Origin of the sequence: Streptomyces sp. NPDC029041 (assembly GCF_040637515.1) — a bacterium.
Lineage (GTDB): Bacteria > Actinomycetota > Actinomycetes > Streptomycetales > Streptomycetaceae > Streptomyces.
The window spans coordinates 67,552-88,548 of sequence record NZ_JBEZWO010000015.1; the positions used below are offsets into that span (position 1 = coordinate 67,552).

The following is a 20,997-nucleotide window of genomic DNA, read 5'->3' on the forward strand; positions in this document are numbered from 1 at the left end:
CTGGCCCCGGAATCCGCTAGAGTTCAACACGTCGCCGGGCCGCGGGAGCGGACCGAAACGACAGGCGGACGTAGCTCAGTTGGTAGAGCGCAACCTTGCCAAGGTTGAGGTCGCGAGTTCGAACCTCGTCGTCCGCTCGAAGGAAGAAGGGGACTCCCGGTCCCCTACACTCCTGGTGGAGTGGCCGAGAGGCGAGGCAACGGCCTGCAAAGCCGTCTACACGGGTTCAAATCCCGTCTCCACCTCCAAGGACGATTAGCTCAGCGGGAGAGCGCTTCCCTGACACGGAAGAGGTCACTGGTTCAATCCCAGTATCGTCCACTGGATCCCTCAAGATCCCACCCGCGCGATTAGCTCAGCGGGAGAGCGCTTCCCTGACACGGAAGAGGTCACTGGTTCAATCCCAGTATCGCGCACGCAGTGCCCATGAACGGATGCAGTCCGTATACATGGTCCCGAGGACGATTAGCTCAGCGGGAGAGCGCTTCCCTGACACGGAAGAGGTCACTGGTTCAATCCCAGTATCGTCCACATCACACAGGAGCCCCCGGTCATGCGCGACCGGGGGCTTCTTGCGTTTCGCGTCGTCGTCCGGCGCGAGGCGTCAGGACGAGAACAGCATGCGGCCGAAGCCCTTGCTGCGGTGGTGGCCGTGATGACCGTGATGCCCGTGGCCACCGTGCGGGGCGCCCCAGGCGGGGGCCGGCGGGGCGGGGTAGGCCTGCGGGCCAGGCGGGGGTGGCGGGGCGGGCTGGGACCACTGGGCCTCGAGCCGGGTCAGCGACTCCAGCTCGCCGTAGTCGAGGAAGATCCCGCGGCAGCCGCTGCACTGCTCGATCTGGACACCGTTGCGGTTGTACGTGTGCATCGGCGCACGGCACTTCGGACACTGCATGGTCGTTCAACTCCTCGCCGGTCGGTCCTGCTTCACATCTCGCCAGGACAGACTCTGTCCCGCTGCAGTCGGTTGCACCCTACTTCGCGTGCTCCTGCGCCAACTGTGCCGGAACGGTAGCCATTCGGTCACAGGCGTCCACGACCGACTGCTCCACCTCGTCCAGCGGGCGCCCGGCCGCCACCGCCTTGGCCACGGCCCGGGCCGCGGTCTGTGCGGTGAGAGCGCGGGCGGCGACGTCGAGAGCGGGCCATGGGTCGCCCTCGGCGGGGACGGCGGGGCCGCCGGCGTCGCGGTAGGCGGTGAGGAACCGGGTCCAGTCCCCGGGCGGGAGCAGGCCGCAGGCGTACCAGGCGGCGGGGCGGGCCAGGTCCCAGGCGGGGACACCCGTGCCGAGGTCGTCCACGTCTATCAGCAGCCAGGGGCCGTCGGGGGCGGGGCCGCGTACGAGCTGGCCGAGGTGGAGGTCGCCGTGGCAGAGGGTGCCGGTGTGCGGCATCGGGGCCTCGGCCCGGGCCCAGGGCGGGAGGGTGGCCCAGGCGCGCAGGACGGGGGTGGCCGCGGGGTGCGGTCCGGCCTCGCGGAGCCGGGCCACGGCCCGGGCCGCCTTGACAGGGCCGCGCATGGGCGGCAGGCCCGGCGGGGCCGGGGTGCGGTGGAGGCGGGCGAGGAGAGTGGCGGCGGCTTCCCAAGGAGCGGCGTCCGGGTCGTCGGGATCCACCGGGGCGCCGTACGGCCAGAACGTCACGAGGCGTCCGTGCAGCGCGAGCGGAGTGGGGTCGAGTGGGGGCAGGAGGATGCCGGGGAGTCGGGTCGCCAGGGTGAGGCGGCCGGCGAGTTCGGCCGGGTCGCTGTCCGGCGGGTGGGCCTTCGCGACGGTGTCCGCATGGCGTACGACGACGCCGTCAGGGCGGTCCGCGAGCGTGGCCGCGCCGCAGGGGCAGGCCGACGACCGCCTATGTGCGGCGACTCGGGCCCTGGCGGCGAGCGCGCGCAGGAGGGAGGCGGGGGTCACGGGGTGAGGGTACGTGCGGTGGGGTGCGCTGCGTCAGGAAGGGGCGGCACCGACTGAGGGAAAAGCAATGCCGGCGCAGCTCCCCAGCTGCGCCGGCATCTGTGCCGTCCGCCGCACCCCCGTCCCCACGGGGTTTCATGGGTGTGATGTCCCCGCCCGGACCGCTCTTCCGGGCCTGGGGTCGCCGCTCAGCGCCCCAGCATCTCTCCCACGGACGACGCCTGTGTGGCCACTGTCTCCCACCCGTCGAAGACGAGGAGGAGCAGGACCGCCAGGGGAAGGGCCATCAGCGTCGCCACCAGCGGGTGGCGACGGCCCTGGCGGCGGGGGCGGAACGCGGCGGCGTACGCCTTGCGTCCCTCAGCGCGGAACAGTGTCCGCGGTGCCGTCTGGGCCATGGTCCCTCTCCTGACCGTTCTCGGTTGTGGTGGGCAGCGGCGGGCGTCTGACCTCGGGGGACGAGTGCTGCCACCCGCCGCTTGACCTCAAATCTAGGCGTCCGGCCCCTCCTCGGCGTCATGCCCTCGTACCGATTGCCGGGCCTCCCCGAGGATGAGCCGCCACCTGCGGTGTACTCCCCTGGGTGGAGACGGGGACGCCGGTCTCAGGGTCTTCCCCGACGGGACGCCGGAATCATCCCTCTTTGTCCGAGCTCTCCTCCCGCGGAACGGGCTGTTCCACCAGGGCCAGCACCCGATTCGCCATGAAGCGGGCGGTACGGACGACCGTACCGCTTCGGGTGACTTCGCTCACTTCCACCACACCTCGGCGCACCGCCGTCTCCACCCTGCGGCCCGCTCTGCTCGCCACGACCTCGTAGGTGCGCGTCGTGTCCCCCGCGTCCACGACTATCTCCACACGATCACCCTTCACAGGACCAATCCCCCTTCTGCGACGGGTGGTTGGGATCACATCGCGCGCGAAGTCCGCCTCTGCGCGCCCTCCCTGACCACCCTTCAAGTCTCCCACCCACCACTGACAATCCATCACTCCGAGAGGGCGCGGCCTCTGCGCGCGGGCGGCCGCGGAAACGTAAGCTGTGGCTCGTCACAGGACCGGGCAGCGGGGATGAACATGGCGATGATGCGCCTGAGGCGCGAGGACCCGCGCGTCGTCGGCTCGTTCAAGCTTCACAGACGGCTCGGCGCGGGCGGGATGGGCGTGGTCTACCTGGGCTCCGACAAGAAGGGGCAGCGGGTCGCGCTCAAGGTCATCCGGCCCGACCTGGCGGAGGACCAGGAGTTCCGCTCCCGGTTCGCCCGTGAGGTCTCGGCGGCCCGGCGGATCCGTGGCGGCTGCACGGCCCGGCTGGTGGCCGCCGACCTCGACGCGGACCGCCCGTGGTTCGCCACGCAGTACGTACCCGGCCCCTCACTGCACGACAAGGTGGCGGCCGAGGGGCCGCTCTGCGCGGCCGATGTCGCGGCCGTCGGCGCCGCCCTCTCGGAGGGCCTGGTCGCGGTGCACGAGGCCGGGGTGGTGCACCGGGACCTGAAGCCGTCCAACATCCTGCTGTCCCCCAAGGGGCCGCGGATCATCGACTTCGGCATCGCCTGGGCCACCGGCGCCTCGACGCTCACCCACGTCGGTACGGCGGTCGGCTCGCCCGGCTTCCTCGCGCCGGAGCAGGTGCGCGGGGCCGCCGTCACACCGGCCACGGACGTGTTCTCGCTCGGTGCCACTCTCGCGTACTCCTGCATGGGCGACTCGCCCTTCGGGCACGGCAGTTCCGAGGTGATGCTGTACCGCGTGGTGCACGAGGAGCCGCAGCTGCACGGTGTGCCCGACGCGCTGGCTCCGCTCGTCCGGGCCTGTCTGGCGAAGGACCCCGAGGAGCGGCCCAGCACGCTCCAACTGTCGCTGCGGCTCAAGGAGATCGCGGCCCGGGAGTCGCAGGACCTGACCGGTGTCCGGCCGCCCGCGCCGCGCGGTGCGGACGGCGACCGGCCCGTCGACACCTACCCCGAGCGGGTCCGGCACCCGCAGGCGCAGCAGGGTTCCGGGGCACAGCGTGGGCGGAGCACTCCCCCGCCCCGGGGTTCCGCTCCCTCCCGGGACGGCCATGCCTCGCCGGACGGAACGGCCTCGCAGAGCGGGACGGGTGCGCGGGGCGGATCCCGGGCGGCCGGGGGCGGAAACCGGTCGACGGGGGGCGGAAGCCGCGGCAGGACCCCGATGCGCGGGCCGGGTCCCTCGCGTGGCGGCGCCCCCTCGCGATCGGGATCGCGGCCGACGCCCACCGGGCGCGACGGGATCCGGTCGGGCAGCGGCGGGCGCCCCGCTCCGCACAGCGGCGCCGGGCGTCCGGCGTCCAGGAACACGGGCACCAGACTGCGGCCCGCCAATCCGCGGCTGCTGCGGCAGCGGCTGTTCGTGTTCGTCGTGGTGACGCTGCTGGTGGCGGTCGGTATCGCCCTCGTGCAGGGCTGCCAGGGGCCGGCCCGCGGACTCGGCGGCGACGGGGGCGGCGTGCGGCATGAGCACGTTCAGCAGAAGGACCCCCCGCGCAGCTTCGTGCCGTAGGAGCATGGTCGCGCGACCCCGGCCGTGGAACGACGCACGGACTCAGCGGGGTGTCACAGCCGCGGCAGGATCCGTTCGAAGAACTCGCGGTCGCCGTCGAAGACCGGGTCCAGGGCGAGGAACTCCCGGGGGGTGACCCAGCGGGTCTCGGCGACCTCGCGCGGGTCGGGGACCACCTCGCCGGTGTCGGCCCGGGCTGTCCACCAGTGCAGACGGAAGCGGTGGTCGTCGGTCTCCGACTCCCAGACCTTGGCCTCCGGTACGACGGTGAGGCCGACCTCCTCGCGGACCTCCCGGACGACCGCCTGCTCCTGGGTCTCGCCCGGCTCGACCTTGCCGCTGAGGGGCTGCCAGTAGCCGGGGCGCGCGACGGCCGGGCCGCGCCGGATCGCCAGGAGGCGCTCGCCGCGCAGCAGCACGGCGACGATCGCCTCGCGTCGCTCCACGGCCTAGGCGGTGGGCCGGCCGGTGGCCACGGCGTAGAAGGCCACGGCGGCGGCCGCGCCCACGTTGAGCGAGTCGACGCCGTGGGACATGGGGATGCGGACCCACTCGTCGGCGGCGACCAGGGCCTGGGTGGACAGGCCGTCGCCCTCGGCACCGAGCATGAGGGCCACGCGGTCCATGGTGTGCGGGGCGGCCTCGTCGAGGGACCGGGCCTTCTCGTCGGGGGTGAGGGCAAGGAGGGTGAAGCCCGCCTCGCGGACCGACTCAAGGCCCTTGGGCCAGGTGTCGAGGCGGGCGTAGGGGACGGAGAAGACCGCGCCCATGGAGACCTTCACGCTGCGGCGGTAGAGGGGGTCGGCGCAGTCGGGCGAGAGCAGGACGGCGTCCATGCCGAGGGCGGCGGCCGACCGGAAGATGGCGCCGATGTTGGTGTGGTCGTTGACCGACTCCATGATGACGACGCGGCGGGCGGTACGGAGGAGGTCGGCGGCCGTGGGCAGGGGCTTGCGCTGCATCGAGGCGAGCGCGCCGCGGTGCACGTGGTAACCGGTGACCTGCTCGGCGAGCTCCGGGCTGACGGCGTAGACCGGGGCGGGGAGTTCGTCGATGACGTCGCGCATGACGTCGACCCACTTGGCCGAGAGCAGCATGGACCGCATCTCGTAGCCCGCTTCCTTGGCCCTTCTGATGACCTTCTCGCCCTCGGCGATGAACAGGCCCTCGGCGGGTTCGCGCTTGCGGCGCAGCTCCACGTCGGTCAGGCCGGTGTAGTCGCGCAGACGCGGGTCGTCGGGATCCTCGACGGTGATGAGATCGGCCACAGGGTGATACTGCCTTGTCCTGGGTGCGGTGCCAACGGCTCGGGACGGGTTGGGTTACCCGGGGTTACTCTTTCGTCGCCGGTGCCGGGGAGCCGACCTTCACGACCTCGCCGATGACGATGACCGCCGGGGGCTTCACGTCCTCGGTGCGCACGGTCTCAGCGACCGTCGCGAGGGTGGCGTCGACGCGGCGCTGGGCGGCGGTCGTGCCCTCCTGCACGAGGGCGACGGGGGTGTCGGCCGGCTTCCCGTGGGCGACGAGCGTCTCGGCGATCTTTCCGATCTTGTCGACACCCATGAGGATCACCAGCGTGCCGGTCAGCCGGGCCAGGGCAGGCCAGTCGACCAGGGAGCGCTCGTCGTCGGGCGCGACATGGCCACTGACCACGGTGAACTCGTGGGCGACGCCGCGATGCGTGACCGGGATGCCGGCTGCGCCGGGGACCGAGATCGAGCTGGAGATACCGGGGACGACCGTGCAGGGGATGCCGGCCTCGGCGAGGGCCTGGAGCTCCTCCATGCCGCGGCCGAAGACGTACGGGTCGCCGCCCTTCAGGCGGACGACCGACCTGCCCTGCTTCGCGTGCTCGATCAGCGCGTTGTTGATGGCCTCCTGGGCCATGAAACGGCCGTAGGGGATCTTCGCCGCGTCGATCACCTCGACGTGGGACGGGAGTTCGGCGAGCAGGTCGCGCGGGCCGAGGCGGTCCGCGATCACGACGTCCGCCTCGGCGAGCAGGCGGCGGCCCCGCACGGTGATCAGGTCCGGGTCGCCGGGGCCGCCGCCGACCAGGGCGACTCCGGGGGTGCGGGTGCGGTGGTGCGGGGCCACGAGCGTGCCGTCGCGCAGGCCCTCGACGACCGCGTCGCGGACGGCGGCGGTGTGGCGGGGGTCGCGGCCCTTGGCGTCGGTGGTCAGGACGGCGACCGTGACGCCCTCGCTGTGGCCGGTGGCCGGGGTCCAGGCCGTGGCCTTGTCGGCGTCGTCGGACCGGACGCACCAGACGCGGTGGCGTTCCGCCTCGGCCGAGGCCCTGCCGTTCGCCTCCGTGTCGCTGGTGGCGATCAGGGCGTACCAGGCGTCCGCGAGGTCGCCCTCCTGGTACGGGCGCCTGTGCCAGGTGATCTCACCGGCGTCCGCCATGGCCTCGACCGAGGGGGTCGCCTCGGGGGACACGAGGAAGATGTCCGCGCCCGCCGCGATCAGTGCCGGGAGGCGGCGCTGGGCGACCTGGCCGCCACCGAGGACGACCACACGACGGCCGGTGAGGCGGAGACCTACGGGGTAGGCGGGATGTTCGGCCATGAGGTGCGGCTCCTGTTGCGGCGGTGTTCAGTGCCCTGACGTGCGGATTTTAGTGGGCGGGAGGGAAGGCGGCCCAGGTGGTCCAGTGGCTGGGCACCCGAGGGTGCCGCCCGTGGGCGGTCCGGGGCGGTCCGTTGGGCGGTCCGCCTTGCGGAACTCCGCCCACGGGCCCACGGCGACGGCGGCGTGGAGCCCTACTTCTCCGTCACTCCCGCCGAGTCGAACGTCGCCACCTCGTGCATCGCCCGGGCCGTGCTCTGGACCAGAGGCAGGGCGAGCAGGGCGCCGGTGCCCTCGCCGAGCCGGAGGTCGAGGTCGACCAGGGGGCGCAGACCCAGCTTGTTGAGGGCGGCGACGTGGCCCGGCTCGGCGCTGCGGTGGCCCGCGATGCACGCGGCCAGTACCTCCGGGGCGATCGCGCGGGCGACCAGGGCGGCGGCTCCGGCGCTGACGCCGTCCAGGATCACCGGCGTACGCAGGGAGGCGCCACCGAGGAGCAGGCCGACCAGGGCGGCGTGCTCGAAGCCGCCGATCGCGGCGAGCACGCCGATCGGGTCGGCCGGATCCGGCTGATGGAGTTCCAGGGCCCGGCGGACGACCTCGGTCTTGCGGGCGAGGGTCTCGTCGTTGATCCCGGTGCCCCGGCCCGTGACCTCGGCCGGGTCCGCGCCCGTGAAGACGGAGATCAGGGCGGCGGACGCGGTGGTGTTCGCGATGCCCATCTCACCGGTCAGCAGGGCCTTGTTGCCGGCGGCGACCAGATCCCGGGCGGTCTCGATGCCGACCTCGATGGCCTGCTTGGCCTCCTCGCGGGTCATGGCGGGACCGGCCGTCAGATCGGACGTACCGGCACGGATCTTGCGGGGCAGCAGGCCCGGGGTGGCCGGGAGGTCCGCGGCGACGCCCACGTCGACGATGCAGACCTCGGCACCGACCTGGGTGGCGAAGGCGTTGCACACGGCGCCGCCGCCCAGGAAGTTGGCCACCATCTGGGCCGTGACCTCCTGCGGCCAGGGGGTGACGCCCTGGGCGTGCACACCGTGGTCGCCCGCGAAGATCGCTACGGCCGCGGGCTCCGGGATGGGCGGCGGGCACTGGCGGGACAGGCCGGACAGCTGCGCGGAGATGATCTCCAGCATGCCCAGCGCTCCGGCCGGTTTGGTCATTCGCTTCTGGCGCTCCCACGCCTCGCCGAGCGCCTTGGCGTCCAGCGGGCGGATCTGCGCGACGGTCTCGGCGAGCAGGTCGTGGGGTTCCTCTCCGGGCAGGGCACGGCGGCCGTATGTCTCTTCGTGCACGACCCACGACAGCGGGCGGCGCTTGGACCAGCCGGCCTGCAACAGCTCGGGCTCGTCCGGGAACTCGTCGACGTAGCCGACGCACAGGTAGGCGATGATCTCCAGGTGCTCGGGCAGGCCGAGGGCGCGGACCATCTCGCGCTCGTCGAAGAAGCTGACCCAGCCGACGCCGAGGCCTTCGGCGCGCGCGGCGAGCCAGAGGTTCTCCACGGCCAGGGCGGCCGAGTACGGCGCCATCTGGGGCTGGGTGTGGCGGCCGAGGGTATGGCGGCCGCCACGGGTCGGGTCGGCGGTGACCACGATGTTCACCGGCGTGTCGAGGATGGCCTCGATCTTCAGTTCCTTGAACTGCTTAGCCCGGCCCTTGGGGAGGGACTTCGCGTAGGCGTCGCGCTGGCGCATGGCCAGTTCGTGCATCGCGCGCCGGGTGTCGGCGGAGCGGATGACGACGAAGTCCCAGGGCTGCGAGTGGCCGACGGAGGGCGCGTGGTGAGCCGCCTCCAGGACGCGCAACAGCACCTCGTGCGGGATCGGGTCGCCGCGGAAGCCGTTGCGGATGTCACGGCGTTCCCGCATGACCTTCAGGACGGCCTCGCGCTCGGCGGGGTCGTAGCCGGGGGCCGCGGGGCCGGTGGACTGACGGGCTTCTGCCACAGCGGCCGCGCTCTCTTCTCGGCGTTCCTGGTCGGCCAGGTCTTCCTGTTCGGCGGCCCGGGTGTCCAGGTCGTCGGCGTTCTGTACGAGTTCGGCGTCGCCGTCGCGGGGCGCCGGGACGATGACGGCGGGTGCGGGGGGCTCCGGCGTCCCGGACGCCGCCGGCCGCGACTGCTGCGGGCCCTGTACCGGCTGTCCGGGCTGTTCGTCCGCGGCGGGGGCGGGGAGTACGACGGTGACGTCCTCGGCGGAGGCGGGGGCGTCGGCGGCCGGGTCCGGCTCGACGGTTCCGGCGGTGGGGGCGCCCGTGACCGGCTCCGGGGCGCCGGCCGCAGGGTCCGCCGCGTCGGCGGTGGGGGCAGCGACGGGTGCCTCGGTCGCCTCGGATGCCTGAGGGGGGACGGGGACCTCGGCGGGTGCCGCCGCGGGGAGAGGCTGGGCCGGGGCGGTCGCGCTCGGGGTGGCGTCCGGCGCGGGGGCGGATGCGTCGACGGGCACCGGGGCTTCGGCTCCCGGTTCCGGGGCCGGGGCCGGGGGGACGACACCTTCGGCTGCCGGGGCAGCGGCACCTTCGGCGACCGGGGCCGAGGCAGGGGCGGCGGCCCCGGCGGGCGGAGCGGTATCTTCCGGGCCCACCGGTTCGGTGGCCCGGGCAGCGTCGGCCTGGCCGGGTGCCTCGGGGTCAGCGTCGGGAGGGGTGGGTTGCGGCGTCACAGCCGCCTCGGGTTCCTGCGCGGCCGGCGCGGTGTCCATGACCGGCTGCGGCTGCGGCCCGGTGTCTTCGGCGGTGGCCTCCGCCTCCGGCTCCGGCACCGCGGTCTCGGGGCCGGCGGCGTCCGCAACCGGCGCGGCGGCTTCGTCCGGGCCCGTTACTTCGGTCTCGGGGGCGAGGCCCGGAGTCGGCATCGGCGCGACGGTCTCCGGAGCCGGGGCCGCCGCCCCGTCGGGCGCGGGAGCGGAGGCCTCGGGGGTGACCTCGTCCGGTACCTGGGCGGGGAGTTCTCCGCCGGTGGGCTCGGACGGGGTGACGGCCGCGTGCTCCGGGGCAGCGGCGGCATCCGGGAACGGCACCGCCTCAGGGACCTGCCCGGCCTGAGGGGCCGGGGCGGTCTGCGCAGCCGGGGCACCTTCCGGGGCCGGTTCGGCCTGCGGGACCGGGTCGGCCTGCGCAGCCGGGGCGGTCTGCGGGGCAGGAGCCGGTGCCTCGGCCTGCTCGGCGGCCGCCACCGGGGTCTGTTCGACGGTGGCGTCCGAACCGGGGGCCGCAGGAGACTCACCGGCGGTTTCACCGTTGTACGCGGGGTCGTTCAGGACCGGTCCCGGCTGCGACACCGGCGGCACGACCGCTTCCGGAGCAGCCACGGCCCCCGCGTCGGCTGCGGCCACCTGGCCCGCGTCGGGACCGGTCCCGGCTCCGGCGGGGTCGCCCGCGGCGGCCGCGGCCTGCTCGGCAGTGGCGTACCCGGCCCCGGCCACCTGAGCCTCGGCCTCACCGGCGGAACCGTCGGCAGCGACCAGGCCGGCCTGGGCAGCCGTCACTCGGCCCACTGCCGCGTCCACGGCGAGGACCGCGGGATCTGTCCCCTGCGCCGCGGCCATGACCTGCTGCTGGGCGACGACGTGGGCCCCGTCCGGACCGGCACCCGCGCCGGCGGGGACAGCCGCACCGACGGGAACACCCACAGGAGCCTGTCCGGCCTCGGCCCGCTGACCCTCCGCCGGGTCCGCGCCCGGAACCCCGGGGTCGCCTTGGGCAGCCGCTTCCGCCTCGCGGATGACCGGCTCGGGCTCGGCGGTCTCCGGAGGCGCGCTCGCGGGCTGCTCGGCGTGAACGGGCTGTGCCGCTGCAGGCTGCTCGGGGGCGGCCGGAGCCGGCGGTGTCGTGTGGTTCGTCTCCGTCGGCATCCGGGTCGCGACCGCCTGGGCCGTGCCCATCGGTTCCGCTGCCGGAACAACCGTTTCCGCAGGCGCCGCCCCGGCGCTCACCTGGGCCGGGTGCGGCGCCGGCACGCCCCAGGGCGCGGCGGGCTGCGCCGGCGGCTCTGCGGCACGGGGGCCGTCGAGGTACTCGGGACCCGCCGGGGACGGTGACGGCTGGCGTACCGGCGCGTCGGCGGGGCCGCGGTCGGCGAGGGAGCGCACGGGACTCGCCGAGCTGTCCGGCAGCGGCGGACCGAGGTGCAGGGGCCGGCGCGGGGTGATGGGCGGGATCGGCGGCGGGTCGGGCAGGCGGACGCCGCCGAGGTCCACCGAACCGCTGTCGCGGCCGGAGATCTCGTGCGGACCGGGCTGGTGCACGGCCTCCTGGACCGGCTCCGGCGCGGGCGGCGGGACCTCGTTGCCCCAGGCGCCCTGGGCGCCCGGCAACAGCAGCAGGTCTTCGTCCTCGGCGGTGGTCTCGGAGAGGTAGGGGTACGCACCGGGCGCGGGGGCGTCCGGCTGCTCCACCATGCCTGCGCTCTCCGGCAGTCCCTCGCCCGGGACCTGGCCGGTGTCGGTCATGCGTACCCCTCGCCCATCGGTTAGTGCTCCTACGACCAGCTCGCCCGGAACGGCGCACCGACCGCCCCGCAGTGAAGAACGAGCGTGCGTCCCCAGCGGCACGAACGGTCCGCCGAAAAAGGCGACAAAGCCATTCACTGGCATTGTCGCGGTCGAACCACCCCCACGGCAGCTTGATCCGCCACGGTTCCGCTGTGGACTGCGCCACGTTGCGCGTCCTCCGCATCCGCCGTACCACACACACCCCAAAACGGGCGGGTTTTCCGGACATTGACCGACGAAGCGCCGGGCGTCCTTGTGCGGTGCAGCGATCGGCCAGCCTACCGCGCGCAGTACGACAAACCGATCACGGGGACGGTCGCGGGAACGGACGCAGCGTCAGGCGCCGCGCTTCGGCAGGACGCCGCTGAGCAGGAACACGACGCTCCGTTCCTTCTCCGTCCAGGCCCTGGTGTCGAGTTCGACGGACTGGAGGAGGGCGCACTCGACGTTGTAGCCGTGCTCGGTCAGGTCGCGTCCGATCAGTTCGGCGGCGTCGCGGGTGGCGGCGTGCGTGACGATGCGCTGCGGGCGGCGGTCGGCGACAGCCGACACCACAGCCGCTCCCCCGCCGCCGACACGGACGACGTCCGGTTCGGGGAGGTTCTCCAGAACGTGCGGGGCGGTGCCGTGCACGATCTGGAGCTGGACGCCGAGGCGGCGGGCCGTCGCGTCGGTGCGGGCGCAGGCGGTCCGGTCGCCGTCGACGGCGAGGACGGCGGCGCCGGCCCGGGCGGCCTCGACCGCGAAGGCGCCGCTGCCGCAGCCGATGTCCCACACGAGGTCGCCGACCCGGGGCCCGAGACGGGCGAGTTGGGAGGCGCGCAGCAGCTGGGTCTCGCCCTCGCCGAGGTGCGTGCCGTAGGCGTCTGCGGGCAGGGTCCAGCCGCGCGGTCCGGTGGACGGATCGCGGCCGGAGATCCAGCCGCCGCTCTCCCCCGCCGTGTCAGGCCGTGCCGGGCCGCCGAGGACGATGACGACGTTGGGGTCGCGCCAGGTGTGGTCGGCGGCCTTGTCGGAGGTGACGACGGTGACGCGTTCGCGGGCGGTGCCGAGTTCCTCGCAGATGACGAAGGAGCGGTGGACTCCTTCGAGGAGCAGGCCGAGTTCGGCGGGGCCGGCGCCGGGTGAGGTGAGGACCGCCACCTTGGTGTGGGCTCGGCATACGTTGACCGCGCGTCGCAGGGTGCGGGGGTGTGCCACGACCACCTGTGCGTCGTCCCAGGGCATCCCGGCGCGGGCGAAGGCCGCTGCGACGGAGGAGACGGCGGGGACGACCTCCACCTCGAGGCCGAACTCGGGGGCCCGCAGGGTGCGTACGACGCCGAAGAAGCCCGGGTCGCCGTCGGCGAGGACCACGGCCGTGCCGCGGTGGGCGGCGATACGGCGGGCGGCGAGGGCGACACTGCCGAGGCGGATGCGCTCGGCGCCGGCGGGCACCTCCGGGAGCGCCAGGTGGTGGGCGGCGCCGGCCACCAGCGTGGCGGCGCCCAGGGCGGCGCTCGCCGCGGCGGTCAGCGGCGAACCGTCCCAGCCGATCACCGTGACGCGGTCGGCCATCGTCGTCAGTCTCCAGGGGTTTTCGCAGGTCGTCTGCGTGGCGGGGTGGGGAGCAGCCCGGGGGCGGGCTCCGTGAGGGTACCCGGTGGAGGTGAAAGGCGGAGTACCGGTGCCCCAGGCGCCGAGGTCCTCCGGGTGGTTCCGGTCAGTTCCAGTCGCCGAAGGACGTGAAGCCGTCGCGGAGCTGCTCCCCGACGCCCTCGAGGTCCTCCGGAAGCAGGCTCCAGACGATGAAGTCGGTCCGCACCTCGGTCCACGTGCCGTCCTCGGCACGGGCCCGGGCTATGCAGGCGTTGCGCAGCACGCCCTCGCTGATACAGCCGATCTTCTGCGCGACCTGCTGGGAGGCGGTGTTGTCGGCCGCCGTGCGCAGTTCGATGCGCTCGAACTTCTGGTCCGTGAAGAGCCACCGGGCGGTGACCAGGGCGGATTCGGAGGCGTAGCCCTCACCGCGCGCCCAGGGGGCGATGATGTACGACAGCTCGGTGGAGCGGACATGCCAGTTGGTCTTGGTGAGCTGGATGACGCCGACCAGGCGCTGGGTGAGGAACTCGGTGACGGCGAAGTCGATGCCGTGTCCCTCGGTGCGCTGCGTGGGGGCGTACTCGGTGATCCAGGTGCGTGCGCCGTCCTCCGTGAAGGGCTGGGGGACGGAGGTCCAGGCCGCCACCTGTTCGTCGTTCATCATCGCGGCCAGGGAGGCGACGTCGTCTTCGTCGAGGGGACGCAGCACCAACCGCTCCGTGCTGATGGAGATGTTGGGGAAGGTGCTCGTCATGCGCCGCTCCGTAACCTTCGGTGAACCTTCAGGGCATGCTGAACTGCCCAGCATGCAGCATGAAAGCACTCGTCCGCATCACGGGCCCTCACCCCGCCGGGTGGGGTGAGGGCCCTGAGCGCGAGTGCCGGGCGGGGGGCTCAGAAGGAGGCGAGCACGGAGCCTGCGTACTTGTCCTGGATGAACTTCTTGACCTCGGGAGAGGTGAGGAGCTTGGCGAGCTTCTTCACGCGCGGGTCGTCCTCGTCGCCCTTCTTGACGGCGAGGAAGTTGCCGTAGGGGTTGTTCTTCGGGGACTCCAGGACGAGGGCGTCCTCGGACGGCTTGAGGTCGGACTCGATGGCGTAGTTACCGTTGACGACGGCGGCGTCCACGTCGTCGAGGGAGCGCGGGGTCTGGGCCGCCTCCAGTTCCTTGAACTTGAGGTTCCTGGGGTTCTTGGTGATGTCGGCGGGGGTCGCCTCGTTGCCGACGCCGGACTTGAGGGTGATGAGCCCGTTGGCGGCGAGGAGCTTGAGGGCGCGGGCCTCGTTGACCGTGTCGTTGGGGATGGCGACCGTCGCACCGCTCTTCAGGTCGTCGGCCTTCTTGACCTTGTGCGAGTAGAGGCCGAGCGGTTCCAGGTGGACCGTGACGACCGGCACGATGTCGGTGCCGTTCTTCTTGTTGAAGTCGTCGAGGTACGGCTTGTTCTGGAAGTAGTTGGCGCCGACGGAGCCGTCCTGCGTCGCCGTGTTCGGCGTGACGTAGTCGGTGAACTCCTTGACCTGGAGGTCGAGGCCTTCCTTCTTGGCGAGGTTGTCCTTGACGTAGTTCAGGATCTCGGCGTGCGGGACGGGGCTGGCGGCGACGATCAGGGGTCCGTCGGCGTCCGAGCTGTCCGCGCCGCAGGCGCTGAGCCCGAGGGTGAGGGCTCCGGTGGCGAGGACGGCGGTGGTGATCTTGGCGGTGTTACGCACGAAAAGTGCCTTTCCTTATGGCCTTGCGGGTGGCGCGACCCCGTGGTGGGTGTACGGGGGGTTCAGGAGGCGGCTTTGAGCAGCCGCAGTTTGGGGGCGGGGCCGGAGTGGGCGCCGCGGCGGTGCAGGGAGCGGGCCGCGTAGTCGCCGGCGAACTGGATGACCGAGATGACGACGGCGAGGATCGCGACGGTGATCCACATCAGCTGGGTCTCGAAGCGCTGGTAGCCGTAGCGGATGGCGATGTCGCCGAGACCGCCGGCGCCGACGGTGCCCGCCATGGCCGAGTAGCCGATGAGGGCGACGATCGTGGTGGTGGTGCTGGAGATCAGCGACGGCAGGGACTCGGGGACGAGGACCTTGCGGACGATGGTCCAGGTGTTGCCGCCCATGGACTGCACCGCCTCGACGAGCCCGTGGTCCACCTCGCGGACGGCCGTCTCGACCAGGCGCGCGAAGAACGGGATGGCGCCGACGGCGAGCGGCACGATGGCGGCCTCGACGCCGATGGTCGTACCGGTGATCGAGCGGGTGAAGCCCATCAGCGCGACCATCAGGATGATGAACGGCAGGGAGCGGGCGATGTTCACGACCTGCCCGATGACCTTGTTGGCGGCGAGGTTCTGCAGGAGCCCGCCACGGTCGGTGAGGACGAGCAGGATGCCGAGCGGCAGTCCGCCGGCGACGGCGATGAGCGTCGACCAGCCGACCATGTAGAGGGTGTCCCAACACGCCTGCTCCAGCAGGGGCTGCATCTCGGACCAGGTCACTTGGCACCTTCCTTCACCGGTTCGGAGTCGTGGCCCAGGAGTTCGATCTGGAGGCCCTTTTCGCGCAGGAAGCCGATGGGCACGACGTTGTCCTGGTAACGGCCGGGCAGTTCGATGCGCATGCGGCCGACCTGGAGGCCGCCGACGGTGTCGATGGCGGCGCCGAGGATCGATATGTCGATGTTGTAGGTCCGGGCGAGCTGCGAGATGACCGGCTGGGTCGCGCTCTCGCCCTGGAAGGTGACGTCGACGACGGTGCGGTCCTCGCCGGAGGCCTCGCCGCCGAGCGGGAACAGCGCCGAGGCGAGTTCCGAGCCGGGGGTCGCGAGGAGTTCGCTGACGGTGCCGGACTCGACGATGCGCCCGTTCTCCATGAGGGCGGCCGAGTCGCAGACCGACTTCACGACGTCCATCTCGTGGGTGATGAGCAGGACGGTCAGGCCGAGCTGGCGGTTGAGGTCGCGCAGCAGCGCCAGGACCGAGCGGGTGGTCTCCGGGTCGAGGGCGCTGGTGGCCTCGTCGGACAGCAGGACCTTCGGGTCGCCGGCGAGGGCCCGGGCGATGCCGACGCGCTGCTTCTGGCCGCCGGAGAGCTGCGCCGGGTAGGACTTGGCCTTGTCGGCGAGACCGACCAGGTCGAGCAGCTCCAGCGCCTTGCGGGAGCGTTCCCGCCCGGACTTCCCGAGGATCTCCAGCGGCAGCTCGACGTTGTCCTGGACGGTCCGGGAGGACAGCAGGTTGAAGTGCTGGAAGACCATGCCGATACGGCTGCGCGCCTGACGCAGCTCCCTCCCGGCACGCGGGCCGCGGCCGGCCAGGGCGGTCAGGTCCTGCCCGGCGACGGTCACGGTGCCGGCGGTGGGGCGTTCCAGCATGTTGACGCAGCGGATGAGCGAGGACTTGCCGGCGCCGGACTGGCCGATGACGCCGTACACCTCGCCCTCGCGGACGTGCAGGTCGACGCCGTCCAGGGCGGTGACCTCACGGCCGCGTGCACGGTAGACCTTGGTCAGGCCCGAGGTGGTGATCACTGGGATTCCGTCACTGTCGAGTGCGCGGGCGTGGGTGTGCCCGGGCACAGGTGCATTCGGTCAGGGACGCGACACGGTTCTCGCTGAGGAGTGGAACCGGGGAGAACATGTGCGCGGGGCGGCTTCGGTTCACGCGACGCTCAGGGCGTGCGGACAGGCCGCGTCTCGCTTCGGGGCGCGAGCTCAGGGGTGGTGCAGGGGCCCTCTAGAAGGCGCACATTCGACACATACAACGAGCACCGGGCGTCATGGTCGCCTCGGTCGCGGGGATGCGGTCGCTCGTCGTGGTCATGTCGTCAGTAAAACACGCGTACGGTCCTGACCGGCCCACCGGTGTCCGCATGCTGGACAGTGGTGGACGTAGTCCCCTGGGCGTCAGCCGCGCACGGAGATCTCCACACCCCGCTCGGTGACCAGCGCGGACAGGGCCGACAGATTCTCGACGACGAGATCGGCGTGGAGTTCGTGGGCCTGATGGGTTGTGGTCAACGCCACGGTCGTCATGCCCGCGGCGCGGCCGGCCGTCAGGCCGGCCGGGGCGTCCTCGAAGACGACGCAGTGCTCCGGGTCGATGCCGAGCGCGCGGGCGGCGAGCAGGTAGGGCTCGGGGTCGGGCTTGCCGCGGGTGATGTCGTCGGCCGCCACGAGGGTCTTGGGCAGGATGCCGACGGCGTCGAGCCGGGCCTCGGCCAGGCGCCGGGTGGCCGAGGTGACGACGGCCCAGCGTTCGGCGGGCAGCACGTCGAGGACGGCCCGGGTGCCCGGCAGCAGGTGCACCCCGCCGTTGGGCACGTCCTCCACCTCCAGGTCCTCGATCCGCGCGACGGCGGCCGGCACGATCTCGGCGGGCAGCAGGTCGGCTGCTATCTCGGCGGCCGGCCGGCCGTGCAGTTCGACGCGGGCGAACTCCTCGGCCGTGATCCCGTACTCCGCGGCCCACCGCGTCCAGCAGCGGTCCACCGAGGCGAGGGAGGAGACGAGGGTTCCGTCGTTGTCGAACAGCAGGGCCTGCGCGTGGATCGTCATGCCCTCGACCCTACGGTGCAGGCCAGGGCCGGAAGCAGGGGGCCTTTTCGGCCGTAATAAGGTCGCTGCATGCTGAATGCCCTGACGCTGGTGACCGGCGTCGCCGCGCTGCTGCTCGCCGCCTGGTGCGGCTGGGCGGCCTACCGCGACCAGCCGACGAAGGACTGGCACTTCATCGGGATGGCCGTGGTCACGCTGCTGTCGCTGGTCCAGCTGATCGTGGGGATCGTGCTGCTCGCGCAGGGCGAGAAGCCGGAGCAGGGTACGACGATCTTCGTGGCGTATCTGCTGGGGGCATTCGCGTGTGTCCCGGCGGCGGGGTTCATGTCGCTGGCCGAGCGGACCCGGTGGGGTTCGGTGACGGTGGCCGCCGGCGGTGTGGTGCTGGCGGTGCTGGAGGTGCGTCTCTATGACATCTGGGGAGGCTGAGGTGAGCCGGCGCCGGCTGGTCAGCGGACCGGGCACGCTGCTGGTGTGGTTGTACGGCGTGATGGTCGTGGGGGCGGTGTCGCGCTCCGCGTTCCAGATCGCGACGGAGTTCGACCGGGCGCCGCTGGCCTACTCGCTCTCGGCCGTGGCCGGTGTCGTGTACGGGTTCATCACGTACTCACTGGTGCGGGGTGGGGAGACGGCGCGGAAAGCCGCGCTGGCGTGCTGTGTCGCCGAGTTGGTGGGTGTGCTGACGGTGGGCACCTGGACCCTCGTCGAGCCGTCCGCCTTCCCGGACGCGACCGTGTGGTCGGACTTCGGGATGGGGTATCTCTTCATTCCCGTGATCCTGCCGGTGTCCGCCATCTACTGGCTGCGGGCTTCGCGTTCGCGGGACGAGGATGCCGCCTGAGGTTCGTCAGGCGGCCGCGCGCCGTGTGGGGCCTGTCGCGCAGTTCCCCGCGCCCTCAAGAACGAAGGGCGATCATCACGCCGTCGCCGCGTACGTACTCGCCGGCTTCTCCAGGACGATCATCGGGACACCGTCCGTGCCCTGGGACGTGCCAACCGTTTCGTAGCCGACCTTGCGGTAGAGGCGGAGGTTTCCCTCGCTGCGGTGGCCTGTGTGGAGGCGGAAGCGGGTGGCGCCGTGGTCGCCGGCGAGGGCCGCTTCGGCCGCCCTGAGAAGACGGGCGCCGATGCCGTGGCCCTGGAGGCGGGGGTGGACGCAGAGCTTGCCGATCGCGGCGGCGCCGTCCTCGGTGACCGAACCCCGGACCGAGCCGACGACCTCGTCGCCGAGCCGGGCCACGAAGACGCAGTCGCGGGTGACCTCCTCGCGGACCGAGTCGAGGGTTTGGACGAGCGGGTCGATGCGGTAGTTCCCGTACAGGGCCGCCTCCGACTGGAAGCACAGGTACTGCAGTCTGAAGATCTGCTCCGCGTCCTGCTCGGTCGCCGCAGAGATGGTCACGCTCATGCCCATGTGCGCACGCCTCCCGCTCATCTGATCACCTGGTGTCCCCACTCCTATCCCCGTCCTCAGCGGGCCGCAACCTCCGGCGTCAGTAATCTCCTGAGACATCCCAGGCATCTGGAACGTTCCGGTCCAAGACTCCCCTGTGAGATACCCAACTCCCCTGCGATTTCCCGGTATGTCAGGTCCTCAGGCGAGAGCAGTGCCTCCATCAGCCGGGGGCAGCGGCCCGGGAGACGGCGCACGGCCTCGCGCAGGGCCCGGCCGCGGGCCGCGGTGAGGGCGAGCTGTTCGGGGTCGCGGCCCCCGTCGTCGACCGGTTCACCCGAGTACGGCCGTTCGAGGCGGCTGGTCCGGCGGGCGCGGCGCACCTCGGAGCGGACGGCTCGGCGGAGCCACTGCGCGGGGTCGAGCGGCGGCCCTTCGGCGTCGAGCCGCTCCAGCAGACGGAGCCAGACCGCCTGTTCCAGGTCACCGGGCTCGGTCCCGGTGGAATATGCCTCGGCGGAGGCCTCGGCGGTGAGCAGCGGGCCCAGGGCGGCGACCAGGTCGTGCGTCATATGCGGAGCGACGCGGCCGCCCGGGTGGCGGGTTGCCCGGGCGGCCGAAGCTCACTCGACCGGGGGGTGCGGGCCCGGACGTTGACCCGGCTCAGCCGGTGAAGTCCTCGCGGGCCAGCCGACCCGTGTCGGGCTGGTCGGTGAAGACGCCGTCGATACCCGTCGCGAAGTACGCCTCGTAGGCACCGAAGACGTCACCGTAGGCGTCCGGGTCCGTGCCCTTGCGGAAGTCGGCGGGCAGGAAGGGGTTTTCGTTGCGCATGGTGTACGGGTGCAGGATCAGGCCCACCCTGTGCGCGTCGGAGACGAGCGTCGTCGGCTCGGTGAGCCTGCCCTGGGCATCGCGCGGGATCACCAGGTCCAGGGTCGGGCCGATGCCCTGCGCGTAGGACGCGATCTCCCTGAGGCCGGCCGGCTTGACCAGGTCGGCGACCGTGCGCGGGTCGCCGGTCTCGACGAAGTCCCAGGGCCGGGAGCCCGCCGAGGACAGCAGGACGACCAGCGGGTTGTCGACGAGCTTGTGCAGGCGCTGGACGCTGGTCGGCTCGAAGGACTGGAGGATGACCGGGGAGGTGCGCCGGTCCTTGCGGTACTTGCCCAGCAGCTTGGCGACCCGCTCCTCCAGGGGCAGACCCTGCTTGCGGAAATAGGTGGGGTGCTTGAGCTCGGGATAGATCCACACCTGCTTGCCGCGCCTGCGGGTCTGCTCGTCCTGCCACCTGAGGACCTCTTCGAAGGTGGGGATCTCCCAGCGGCCGTCGTAGAGCGTGTTGTGCGGGCGGTTGGCCGGGATGCGCTCGACCGCGCGCAGCGTCTTCAGCTCGGCGAGCGTGAAGTCCTCGGTGAACCAGCCGGTGGTGGAGACGCCGTCGAGCAGCTTGGTCTTCTTGCGGCCGGCGAACTCGGGGTGGTCGGCGACGTCCGTGGTGCCGCCGATCTCCGGCTCGTGACGGCAGACCAGATGCCCGTCCCTGGTCGGGACCAGGTCGCCCGCCTCGACGACGTCGGCACCGAGGTCGAGGGCCAGCTGGTACGAACCGAAGGTGTGCTCGGGGCGGTATCCGCTGGCGCCCCGGTGGCCGATGATGGTCGGCCTGGGCAGGCTGTTGACGCCGCCGCCGCCTCCGCCACCGTGCCGGGCGCCGTCGGCGCGCGCCGTGCCGGCCATGCCGAGGACGGCTCCGCCCGCGCCGAGCACCGCCGCGCCGAGCAGGGCCCGCCGTCCGGTACCACTCGTTTCTTCGTTCGACTCCCGCGTTCCCATGAGCGCCCTCTCCGCCGGTTCGGCTCGTCCGTGCGCGCCGATCGTAGGGGCGCGTACATGACGAGTGGGAGACCCCGGGCGGAACACGCGGGTGATGTCGGATGTCGTAGTGGCTGGTGGGGAGGATGATGTGACGGCTCGTCG

At 72.4% G+C, this 20,997-nt stretch carries 20 protein-coding genes and 5 tRNA genes; 8 read left to right on the forward strand and 17 right to left on the reverse strand.

The genetic code is table 11. The features are described from left to right. Positions 1–64 precede the first annotated feature (64 nt). The 5 genes from AB0F04_RS31725 (at position 65) to AB0F04_RS31745 (ending at position 531) form a co-directional block, all read left to right on the forward strand. A tRNA-Gly gene (locus AB0F04_RS31725) sits at positions 65–137 on the forward strand. A gap of 37 nt (positions 138–174) precedes the next feature. Further along, positions 175–248: transfer RNA gene (locus AB0F04_RS31730), tRNA-Cys, on the forward strand. Between the two features lies 1 nt (position 249). Then, positions 250–321 (forward strand) — tRNA-Val (locus AB0F04_RS31735). Positions 322–344: 23 nt separating this feature from the next. Beyond that, positions 345–416 (forward strand) — tRNA-Val (locus AB0F04_RS31740). Between the two features lie 43 nt (positions 417–459). Further along, positions 460–531, forward strand: a tRNA-Val gene (locus AB0F04_RS31745). Positions 532–604: 73 nt separating this feature from the next. Here AB0F04_RS31745 and AB0F04_RS31750 read toward each other — a convergent pair. The 4 genes from AB0F04_RS31750 to AB0F04_RS31765 all read right to left on the reverse strand — a co-directional run bounded on the left by AB0F04_RS31750 (position 605) and on the right by AB0F04_RS31765 (position 2,783). Next, entirely contained in the window at positions 605–895 is a 291-nt protein-coding gene (locus AB0F04_RS31750) for a zf-TFIIB domain-containing protein (RefSeq protein WP_362047849.1), read from the reverse strand. A 79-nt stretch (positions 896–974) separates the two neighbouring features. Beyond that, positions 975–1,910 (reverse strand): aminoglycoside phosphotransferase family protein, encoded by a 936-nt coding sequence (locus AB0F04_RS31755; RefSeq protein WP_362047852.1) that lies wholly within the window; start codon positions 1,908–1,910, stop codon positions 975–977. 188 nt (positions 1,911–2,098) lie between these two features. Beyond that, positions 2,099–2,308 carry a hypothetical protein gene (locus AB0F04_RS31760; protein ID WP_362047855.1) on the reverse strand — a complete coding sequence of 70 codons (210 nt, stop codon included), beginning with the start codon at positions 2,306–2,308 and terminating at the stop codon, positions 2,099–2,101. 235 nt (positions 2,309–2,543) lie between these two features. Then, positions 2,544–2,783, reverse strand: coding sequence for a hypothetical protein (locus tag AB0F04_RS31765; RefSeq protein WP_053668256.1), 240 nt, complete (start codon positions 2,781–2,783; stop codon positions 2,544–2,546). A gap of 195 nt (positions 2,784–2,978) precedes the next feature. On the opposite strand from AB0F04_RS31765, the gene AB0F04_RS31770 reads away from it, so the two are divergent. Then, positions 2,979–4,433: a protein kinase gene (locus tag AB0F04_RS31770; protein ID WP_362047858.1), complete on the forward strand. Its 1,455-nt coding sequence runs from the start codon at positions 2,979–2,981 to the stop codon at positions 4,431–4,433. Positions 4,434–4,486: 53 nt separating this feature from the next. Here AB0F04_RS31770 and AB0F04_RS31775 read toward each other — a convergent pair whose 3' ends face one another. The 10 genes from AB0F04_RS31775 to AB0F04_RS31820 all read right to left on the reverse strand — a co-directional run bounded on the left by AB0F04_RS31775 (position 4,487) and on the right by AB0F04_RS31820 (position 17,624). Beyond that, positions 4,487–4,879, reverse strand: coding sequence for an NUDIX domain-containing protein (locus AB0F04_RS31775; RefSeq protein ID WP_362047861.1), 393 nt, complete (start codon positions 4,877–4,879; stop codon positions 4,487–4,489). A 3-nt stretch (positions 4,880–4,882) separates the two neighbouring features. Next, complete coding sequence (locus tag AB0F04_RS31780; protein WP_104778730.1) at positions 4,883–5,701, reverse strand: RNA methyltransferase; 819 nt, start codon at positions 5,699–5,701, stop codon at positions 4,883–4,885. A 64-nt stretch (positions 5,702–5,765) separates the two neighbouring features. Next, positions 5,766–7,007, reverse strand: a complete 1,242-nt coding sequence (cobA, locus tag AB0F04_RS31785) for a uroporphyrinogen-III C-methyltransferase (protein WP_362047864.1) — start codon at positions 7,005–7,007, stop codon at positions 5,766–5,768. A 194-nt stretch (positions 7,008–7,201) separates the two neighbouring features. Then, on the reverse strand, positions 7,202–11,461 hold the full coding sequence (gene cobT / locus AB0F04_RS31790) for a nicotinate-nucleotide--dimethylbenzimidazole phosphoribosyltransferase (protein ID WP_362047867.1): 4,260 nt from the start codon (positions 11,459–11,461) through the stop codon (positions 7,202–7,204). 378 nt (positions 11,462–11,839) lie between these two features. Beyond that, on the reverse strand, positions 11,840–13,060 hold the full coding sequence (cbiE, locus tag AB0F04_RS31795) for a precorrin-6y C5,15-methyltransferase (decarboxylating) subunit CbiE (protein ID WP_362047870.1): 1,221 nt from the start codon (positions 13,058–13,060) through the stop codon (positions 11,840–11,842). Positions 13,061–13,205: 145 nt separating this feature from the next. Further along, on the reverse strand, positions 13,206–13,838 hold the full coding sequence (locus tag AB0F04_RS31800) for a GNAT family N-acetyltransferase (protein WP_362047873.1): 633 nt from the start codon (positions 13,836–13,838) through the stop codon (positions 13,206–13,208). A 140-nt stretch (positions 13,839–13,978) separates the two neighbouring features. Then, entirely contained in the window at positions 13,979–14,797 is an 819-nt protein-coding gene (locus AB0F04_RS31805) for a MetQ/NlpA family ABC transporter substrate-binding protein (RefSeq protein WP_362047875.1), read from the reverse strand. Positions 14,798–14,859: 62 nt separating this feature from the next. Further along, positions 14,860–15,567 (reverse strand): methionine ABC transporter permease, encoded by a 708-nt coding sequence (locus AB0F04_RS31810; protein WP_189726498.1) that lies wholly within the window; start codon positions 15,565–15,567, stop codon positions 14,860–14,862. Next, positions 15,564–16,598 (reverse strand): ATP-binding cassette domain-containing protein, encoded by a 1,035-nt coding sequence (locus AB0F04_RS31815; protein WP_362047879.1) that lies wholly within the window; start codon positions 16,596–16,598, stop codon positions 15,564–15,566. Before AB0F04_RS31815 ends, AB0F04_RS31810 begins: the two co-directional genes overlap by 4 nt. A gap of 375 nt (positions 16,599–16,973) precedes the next feature. Continuing rightward, positions 16,974–17,624, reverse strand: a complete 651-nt coding sequence (locus tag AB0F04_RS31820) for an HAD family hydrolase (RefSeq protein WP_362047882.1) — start codon at positions 17,622–17,624, stop codon at positions 16,974–16,976. A gap of 69 nt (positions 17,625–17,693) precedes the next feature. Between AB0F04_RS31820 and AB0F04_RS31825 the strand changes: the two genes are divergently transcribed. Both AB0F04_RS31825 and AB0F04_RS31830 read left to right on the forward strand, forming a co-directional pair. Then, the gene (locus tag AB0F04_RS31825; protein WP_362047885.1) at positions 17,694–18,053 is read left to right on the forward strand and encodes a hypothetical protein; all 360 of its coding nucleotides are present in this window, start codon (positions 17,694–17,696) and stop codon (positions 18,051–18,053) included. Then, positions 18,034–18,465, forward strand: coding sequence for a hypothetical protein (locus AB0F04_RS31830; RefSeq protein WP_362047888.1), 432 nt, complete (start codon positions 18,034–18,036; stop codon positions 18,463–18,465). Before AB0F04_RS31825 ends, AB0F04_RS31830 begins: the two co-directional genes overlap by 20 nt. 75 nt (positions 18,466–18,540) lie before the next feature. Here AB0F04_RS31830 and AB0F04_RS31835 read toward each other — a convergent pair whose 3' ends face one another. The 3 genes from AB0F04_RS31835 to AB0F04_RS31845 form a co-directional block, all read right to left on the reverse strand. Further along, the gene (locus AB0F04_RS31835) at positions 18,541–19,038 is read right to left on the reverse strand and encodes a GNAT family N-acetyltransferase (protein ID WP_362048107.1); all 498 of its coding nucleotides are present in this window, start codon (positions 19,036–19,038) and stop codon (positions 18,541–18,543) included. 56 nt (positions 19,039–19,094) lie between these two features. Next, positions 19,095–19,589, reverse strand: a complete 495-nt coding sequence (locus AB0F04_RS31840; protein WP_362047891.1) for a sigma-70 family RNA polymerase sigma factor — start codon at positions 19,587–19,589, stop codon at positions 19,095–19,097. A 91-nt stretch (positions 19,590–19,680) separates the two neighbouring features. Next, positions 19,681–20,853 carry a glycerophosphodiester phosphodiesterase gene (locus AB0F04_RS31845; protein WP_362047894.1) on the reverse strand — a complete coding sequence of 391 codons (1,173 nt, stop codon included), beginning with the start codon at positions 20,851–20,853 and terminating at the stop codon, positions 19,681–19,683. Between the last annotated feature and the right edge of the window lie 144 nt (positions 20,854–20,997).